The organism is Stenotrophomonas sp. STEN054, assembly GCF_056854535.1.
In genome coordinates, this window is sequence record NZ_JBXFWG010000094.1 from 1 (window position 1) to 6,456 (window position 6,456).

The window sequence follows — 6,456 nt, forward strand, 5'->3', positions numbered from 1 at the left end:
GGTCCGGCTGAGGGGGTGTGAGCGGCATGGATGCCGCGACCAAGCCCCCATGGATGGGTTCACGGCGTCCCCCTCAACCGGACCCACCCCGCCAACCCTCGGAATGCCCGCTGTTGCCGGTGCTTCGGCTTTTGACGTTGATGCTGAAGCTGCCTCTGCGGGTGCAGGGCGCAGCCCTGCCGCACTAAACTAAACGCCGTTGCCCGCAGGATTGCCCATGTTCGATATCTCCCCCCAGCTCGACTGCGCCGGCCGCATCCTGGGCCTGGACCGCGCCCGGGTCATGGGCATCGTCAATGTCACCCCGGATTCGTTCTCCGATGGTGGCGCGCACGACAGCACCGATGCCGCCGTCGCCCACGGCCTGAAACTGGCGGAGCAGGGCGCAGACCTGCTCGATATCGGCGGCGAATCCACCCGTCCGGGTGCTGCGCCGGTGTCGGTGGAAGAAGAGCTGCAGCGCGTGCTGCCGGTGATCGAACAGCTTGCAGCTCGCACCACCGTGCCGATCAGCATCGACACCTTCAAGCCGGAGGTGATGCGCGCGGCCGTGGCGGCGGGCGCCGGCATGATCAACGACATCTTCGGCCTGCGCCAGGATGGCGCGCTGCAGGCGGCCGCCGATACCGGGGTGCCGGTGGTGCTGATGCACATGCAGGGCGAACCTGGCCACATGCAGGCCGACCCGCATTACGACGACGTGGTGGCCGAGGTCCACGGTTTCCTCGTGCAGCGGCTGTTCGCTGCCGAAATGGCCGGCATTGCCAAGAAGAATCTGCTGATCGACCTGGGCTTCGGCTTCGGTAAGACCACCGCGCACAACATGACCCTGCTGGCCCGGTCCGAGCGTTTCCTCGAGCTGGGCGTGCCGGTGCTGGCCGGCCTGTCGCGCAAGCGCAGCCTGGGCGAGCTGACCGGCCGCGAGGTGGCGACCGAACGCGTGGCCGCGTCGGTGGCGGCGCACCTGATCGCCGTGCAGCGCGGCGCCCGCATCGTGCGCGTGCATGACGTGGCCGCCACGGTCGATGCCCTGAAGATCTGGGAGGCCGTGGACGCGGTGCCCGCACCCCGCGTCGATGCTGCCCCGTCGATCCGCTGGCCGGACGAAGACTGATGGCTGTCGACCAGCGTCCGCTGGCGATCGCGGTGATGGGCCCGACCGCCAGTGGCAAGACCGCCACGGCGATCCGTCTGGCCCAGGAGTTGGACGGCGAGATCGTCAGCGTCGATTCGGCGCTGGTCTACCGCGGCCTGGACATCGGTTCGGCCAAGCCCGACGCTGCCGAGCGCGCGCAGGCGCCGCACCATCTGCTGGATCTGCGCGATCCCTGGGAGACCTATTCGGCGGCCGAGTTCGCCGCCGATGCCGGTCGCGTGGTGGTCGACATCGTCGCCCGCGGCAAGACCCCGATCCTGGCTGGCGGCACCGGGCTGTATTTCCGTGCCCTGCTGCAGGGACTCTCGCCGATGCCCGAGGCCGACCCGGCAATGCGCGAGGTGCTCAGTGCCGAGGCCGCCGATCACGGTTGGGCCGCCCTGCACGCCGAACTGGCGCAGGTCGACCCGGCCGCCGCCGCGCGCATCCACGCCACCGACCCGCAGCGCATCCAGCGGGCGCTGGAAGTCTACCGGCTGACCGGCACCCCGATCACTGAATGGCAGCGCCGTCCGGGCGTTGCGCCTTTGCCGGTGCGGACCCTGAAGCTGATCCTGGCCCCGCGCGACCGGGCGGTGCTGCACCAGCGCATCGAGGCCCGCTTCGACGCCATGCTGGCGCAGGGCTTCCTGGACGAGGTCCGTACCCTGCGGGCCCTGCCGCAGATGGCGGCCGTGGCCGCGCCGCTGGACCTGCCGGCGGTGCGCGCGGTCGGCTATCGCCAGGCCTGGGAATTCCTTGACGGGCAGGGCGACGCCGCCCGCTTCCGTGACAAGGCCATTTTCGCCACCCGGCAGCTGGCCAAGCGCCAGCTGACCTGGCTGCGTGGCGAGCTTGATGCCCGCTGGTTCGACCCCCATATCGACCACGAGCGCCTGTCCGGCGCGGTGTCGACCTTCGTCGCACGCTGAACCGCCGCCGGCCGTGTACCATCACGGGTCGGCAGGCGGCTCGGGGGCCGCGGCATCCGCCGGCAACCCAATAAGAACAATAATCAGGAGTTAGCAATGTCCAAGGGGCAATCGCTGCAGGATCCTTTCTTGAACGCACTGCGGCGCGAACGCGTGCCGGTTTCGGTGTACCTGGTCAACGGCATCAAGCTGCAGGGCACGATCGAATCGTTCGATCAGTTCGTGGTCCTGCTGCGCAATACCGTCAGCCAGATGGTCTACAAGCACGCCATTTCCACCGTGGTGCCGGCGCGTAACGTGAAGGTCGGACCGGGTGGTGGCTACGTGCAGTCGGGTGACAATGATGGTCAGGCGGGTGATGAAGCAGACGAATGATTCCGGAGCGGTGAATGTTTGACCGCTCGAAAAAGGGCGAGAACGCCCTGTTGATCCAGCCGCATTTCGGCAAGCTGGAAGAAGACGTGCTCGAAGAGTTCGGTGATCTGGCCCGCTCGGCAGGGGCCAGCATCGCCGCCACCATCACCGCGCGCCTGGACCGTCCCAACCCGTCGACCCTGATCGGCAGCGGCAAGCTGGACGAGATCAAGGCTGCGGCCGACGCGACCGGCGCGGACCTGATCCTGGTCAACCACTCGCTGAGCCCGGGCCAGGAACGCAACCTGGAACGGTTCCTGGAACGCCGGGTGATCGACCGTACCGGCCTGATCCTGGACATCTTCGCCCAGCGTGCGCACAGCCACGAAGGCAAGCTGCAGGTCGAGCTGGCGCAGCTGCGCCACCTGGCCACGCGGCTGGTGCGCGGCTGGACCCATCTGGAGCGTCAGCGCGGCGGTTCGATCGGCCTGCGCGGCCCGGGTGAAACCCAGCTGGAAACCGACCGCCGCCTGTTGCAGAAGCGGGTGGAGCAGCTGCAGAAGCGGCTGGAAAAGGTTGAGACGCAGCGCACCCAGATGCGCCGCGCGCGCCTGCGCAGCGAACTGCCGCGTGTGGCCCTGGTCGGCTATACCAACGCCGGCAAGTCGACCCTGTTCAATGCCCTGACCGGTGCCGAGGCCTACGCCGCGGACCAGCTGTTTGCCACCCTGGATCCGACGGTGCGCCGCATCGCGGTGCCCGGTGGCAGCGTGGTGCTGGCCGATACGGTCGGCTTCGTGCGCGACCTGCCGCATGACCTGGTCGCCGCGTTCCGCTCGACCTTGTCCGAAGCGCGCGAGGCCGACTTCCTGCTTCACCTGGTCGACGCTGCCGATCCGCACCGCGAGGAGCGCATCGCCCAGGTCGACGAAGTCCTGACCGCCGTCGGCGCCGGTGACCTGCCGCAGCTGCTGGTGTTCAACAAGATCGACCGCATCGAGGGTGCCGAGGTGCGCCACGACGGCCAGGACGGCATCCCCGATCCCTCGCGCCGCGAGCGGGTGTGGATCTCCGCCCGCGACGGCGAAGGTCTGGAACTGCTGCAGGGCGTGCTGGGCAAGCGCCTGGGCCTGCAGCACGTCAGCGGCCAACTGCGCCTGCCGCCCAGCGCCGGACGCCTGCGCGCGCGCCTGCACCAGCTGGAAGTGATCCGCAGCGAAGCAGCCGACGAAGACGGCTGGCTGCTGCAGGTCGACATCCCGATCGCCGAAGCCGAGAAGCTGGCCGCCAGCCCCGACGGCGGCCCGATCCGCGCCCTGCTGCCGGAAAAACTGCCGGAGTGGTAAACCACGACGGGTGGGGTCAGAGCCCTTTGCTGCGCAAAGGGATCTGACCCCGTGCCGACCAACGGTCGGCACCCACCAACAGCACTCGGAAACTGTCGAAGGCGGGGTGGGTCCGGTTGAGGGGGTGTGAGCGGCATGGATGCCGCGACCAAGCCCCCAGGGATGGGTTTACGGCGCCCCCCTCAACCGGACCCACCCCGCCAACCCTCAGGAACCCGGCTTTTGACGTTGACGTGGCTCTGGCCTCTGCGGGTGCAGGGCTGCAAGCCCTGCAGACACCCCCCCCTACCTGAACAGGGGTTTTTGCGTGGAGTCTTCAAGATCGTTTAGACTTGCGGGGTCTGCAGCGGCCGTCCGTTTCCCTCCGGGATCGCCGGCGACCTGGGTCCGCCCACTTCGCCCGCCCCCACTCCGACGCCGTTCGTCACGCATTCCAGCCTGCGCTCCGTGCCGGCTGCACCCAATTCTCGCAGCGCGGTTCACGGGAACGCTCCGAGTCAGCCGATCAGTTTGATCTGCCCCCGTCTGTCCTTTCGGACAGGCGTTTCTTGTACTTGGAGCAATCTCAATGTCTTTTGAATCCCTGGGCCTTGCGCCTTTCCTGCTGCGCGCGCTCGCCGAGCAGGGCTACGAAAACCCAACCCCGATCCAGCAGCAGGCGATCCCGCTGGCGCTGGCCGGTCGCGACCTGCTGGCCGGTGCACAGACCGGTACCGGCAAGACCGCCGCCTTCGGCCTGCCGCTGCTGCAGCACCTGGGCACCGCTTCGCAGGAAGTGCGCAGCGGCCCGCGCAAGCCACGTGCGCTGATCCTGGCCCCGACCCGCGAACTGGCCACCCAGGTGCATGACAGCCTGCGCGGCTACAGCAAGTACCTGCGCATCCCCAGCGCCTGCATCTATGGCGGCGTCGGCATGGGCAACCAGCTGGACATCCTGCGCCGCGGCGTCGACCTGCTGGTCGCCTGCCCGGGCCGCCTGATCGACCACCTGGAGCGTCGCAGCGTCGACCTGTCCGGCATTGAAGTGCTGATCCTGGACGAAGCCGACCGCATGCTCGACATGGGCTTCCTGCCGTCGATCAAGCGCATCCTCGCCAAGCTGCCGAAGCAGAACCGCCAGACCCTGCTGTTCTCGGCCACCTTCGAGGACAACATCCGCCAGCTGGCGCTGGAGTTCATGCGTAACCCGGAACAGATCCAGGTGACGCCGAAGAACACCGTGGCCGAGACCATCACCCACCGCGTGCACCCGGTCGATGGCAGCCGCAAGCGCGATCTGCTGCTGCACCTGCTGGCGCAGGACAGCCGCGAGCAGACCCTGGTCTTCGCGCGCACCAAGCACGGCAGCGACAAGCTGGCCTCGTTCCTGGAAAAGTCCGGCATCAAGACCGCGGCCATCCACGGCAACAAGAGCCAGGGCCAGCGCCTGCGTGCACTGGGTGACTTCAAGGCCGGTCGCGTGACCGTGCTGGTGGCCACCGACATCGCCGCGCGCGGCATCGACATCAACGAGCTGCCGAAGGTGATCAACTTCGACCTGCCGATGGTCGCCGAGGATTACGTGCACCGCATCGGCCGTACCGGCCGCAACGGCGCGACCGGCCAGGCGATTTCGCTGGTGGCGCAGGATGAAGTGAAGCTGCTGCGCGCGATCACCCGCCTGCTGGGCCGCGACATGGACATCCGCGACGTGCCGGGCTTCGAGCTGCAGACGCCGATCCGCTGGGGCAACAGTGCGCCGGGCAAGGCCGAGCACGATACCGGCGAGCGCGCACCGCGCAAGAGCCACGCGCGTCGTCCGCACGGTGATGCGCCGCGCCATGCGCATGCGGGTCCGAAGAAGGCCGGCGGCGGCCGTCGTGAGGGCGGTGGCAATGGCCAGCAGCGTGCCGGTGCGGGCGCGGGTCAGGGCCAGCGTCGTGGCGGTGGCGGCAATGGTGGTGGCGGCCGTGGCCGCGGCCAGGGCGGCAACGGCGGCGCTCGCGCTGGCTGATCCCAGCTGACGGTTGTTGCGCTTCCCGCTGCGCGGGGGGCCATCGAGGGACGGCGCTGAGGCGCCGTCCTTTTTTTGTGCTGGCTACCAAGGTTTGGAAGCTGGCGGTTGGTTCTGCGTGGGGCAGATCGGGGCGGGGGGAGCGCGAAACACGCCGTAAACCCCGCTCCGCGGTCCGGCGCAGCCGCTGGCGGCTGGGCGTTCGGGCGCTTGCGAAGCAGTGCTTCGCAAGCAAAGCGCCCTCACCCATGGGGGCTCGGTCGGCGCATCCATGCGCCTCACGGTTTCGCGCTCCCCCCGCCACGATCCGCTTCAGACATTTCCAGCGCCTTCCTTGTCCCGCGGGGTAGCCGGATGAAGAAGGATCAAATTCAAATTCAAATTCAAATTCAAGAGCAAAAGCCGAAGCCACTGCTTTCGCTTTTGCTTTTGCTTTTGCCCTTGCTCCCGCCTTGGATTTGATGCGTCCGCGCCCGCAGGAAACTGTCATGGGAGGCAGGGGGCCTCAGCCAGGACCGTTGGCGCCATGGATGGCGCCATCGAGCCCCCATGGATGGGTTTACGGCGTGTCCTGGCTGAGGCCCCCTGATCTGGTCCCCCAGCAGCGGACGCCAAGAAGCGATACTGAATCGTACTTGGAGGTCCCCTTATGTCTCGCGCCACCCGCCGTAGCTACACCGATGAGTTCAAACACCA

At 68.0% G+C, this 6,456-nt stretch carries 5 protein-coding genes; all 5 read left to right on the forward strand.

From position 1 onward, the window contains the following. Positions 1-217: 217 nt before the first annotated feature. The 5 genes from folP (at position 218) to AC1VXD_RS19550 (ending at position 5,760) form a co-directional block, all read left to right on the forward strand. The gene (folP, locus tag AC1VXD_RS19530; protein ID WP_482993438.1) at positions 218-1,114 is read left to right on the forward strand and encodes a dihydropteroate synthase; all 897 of its coding nucleotides are present in this window, start codon (positions 218-220) and stop codon (positions 1,112-1,114) included. Beyond that, a complete protein-coding gene (gene miaA / locus AC1VXD_RS19535) occupies positions 1,114-2,067 on the forward strand; it encodes a tRNA (adenosine(37)-N6)-dimethylallyltransferase MiaA (protein WP_482993439.1) in 954 nt (317 codons plus the stop codon). The genes folP and miaA overlap by 1 nt, the downstream gene beginning before the upstream one ends. Positions 2,068-2,163: 96 nt before the next feature. Further along, complete coding sequence (gene hfq, locus AC1VXD_RS19540; RefSeq protein ID WP_150453533.1) at positions 2,164-2,442, forward strand: RNA chaperone Hfq; 279 nt, start codon at positions 2,164-2,166, stop codon at positions 2,440-2,442. A 14-nt stretch (positions 2,443-2,456) separates the two neighbouring features. Continuing rightward, complete coding sequence (gene hflX, locus AC1VXD_RS19545; RefSeq protein ID WP_482993440.1) at positions 2,457-3,767, forward strand: ribosome rescue GTPase HflX; 1,311 nt, start codon at positions 2,457-2,459, stop codon at positions 3,765-3,767. 568 nt (positions 3,768-4,335) lie between these two features. Next, positions 4,336-5,760, forward strand: a complete 1,425-nt coding sequence (locus AC1VXD_RS19550) for a DEAD/DEAH box helicase (RefSeq protein ID WP_482993441.1) — start codon at positions 4,336-4,338, stop codon at positions 5,758-5,760. Positions 5,761-6,456 lie beyond the last annotated feature (696 nt).

Excerpts from the sequence above, each read along its gene's own strand:
- folP (WP_482993438.1), top strand. The coding sequence starts at position 218 with ATGTTCGATATCTCCCCCCAGCTCGACTGCGCCGGCCGCATCCTGGGC.
- miaA (WP_482993439.1), top strand. The coding sequence starts at position 1,114 with ATGGCTGTCGACCAGCGTCCGCTGGCGATCGCGGTGATGGGCCCGACC.
- hfq (WP_150453533.1), top strand. The coding sequence starts at position 2,164 with ATGTCCAAGGGGCAATCGCTGCAGGATCCTTTCTTGAACGCACTGCGG.
- hflX (WP_482993440.1), top strand. The coding sequence starts at position 2,457 with ATGTTTGACCGCTCGAAAAAGGGCGAGAACGCCCTGTTGATCCAGCCG.
- AC1VXD_RS19550 (WP_482993441.1), top strand. The coding sequence starts at position 4,336 with ATGTCTTTTGAATCCCTGGGCCTTGCGCCTTTCCTGCTGCGCGCGCTC.